Origin of the sequence: Stenotrophomonas maltophilia group sp. RNC7 (genome assembly GCF_030910085.1) — a bacterium.
In the GTDB taxonomy this organism is placed as follows: domain Bacteria; phylum Pseudomonadota; class Gammaproteobacteria; order Xanthomonadales; family Xanthomonadaceae; genus Stenotrophomonas; species Stenotrophomonas sepilia.
Genome location: NZ_JAVFVN010000920.1, coordinates 1 through 593 on the forward strand (window position 1 = coordinate 1; position 593 = coordinate 593).

Below are 593 nucleotides of genomic sequence, written 5' to 3' on the forward strand. Positions count from 1 at the left end.
AAGAAAAAGATTTTAATTATATCAACATTAGCTGGTTTTTTATTTTTAAACTATTTTAGTCAAAGTATAGAAAATAAACAATTAGCTAAACCAAAAGATGATCAAGTCATTATGTACATGCAAGTACCTGGTGGCGGCGGTCACTAAAGTGAATAAAAAAAAGACATCGCTTATGCGGTGTCTTTTGTACGTTATGGACTAATTTGTAAATTCCCTATCGGAAATTTAGACATATATTGATAACATTTTCACAAACTAGTGTAGCTAGTTTTTTAAAAATATAGATTTTTTATTCTGTGTTATAGTTTTTTACAAGAAAAATCTAACGAAAGCGCTCAGTTTAATTAAAATTTTATGGATTAATATATATAATGTGTTGGGAGGTTAGTAAGTGTGTTAAATGAAACAGTAAAAAGAATGGAATCACAAGATGAACTTTCATTTATTTTAGAAAAATGGAGAGAAGAATTCCCAGCAGTAGAGCAAATTTTTGTATCGTTATTACGTGGCGAGGAAAAATTTAGTCGAAAGCATGTTCATAATTGTTTTGGTAGAGCAATAGGTGCATTATCTAGTTCAGATGTGTTCAGTTA

General features: G+C 29.0%; 1 protein-coding gene. It reads left to right on the top strand.

Annotation, left to right across the window (positions count from 1 at the left end):
- Positions 1–393: 393 nt before the first annotated feature.
- The coding region (locus RCF13_RS23585; protein WP_308141592.1) for a hypothetical protein at positions 394–593 on the top strand (200 nt) is incomplete at its 3' end.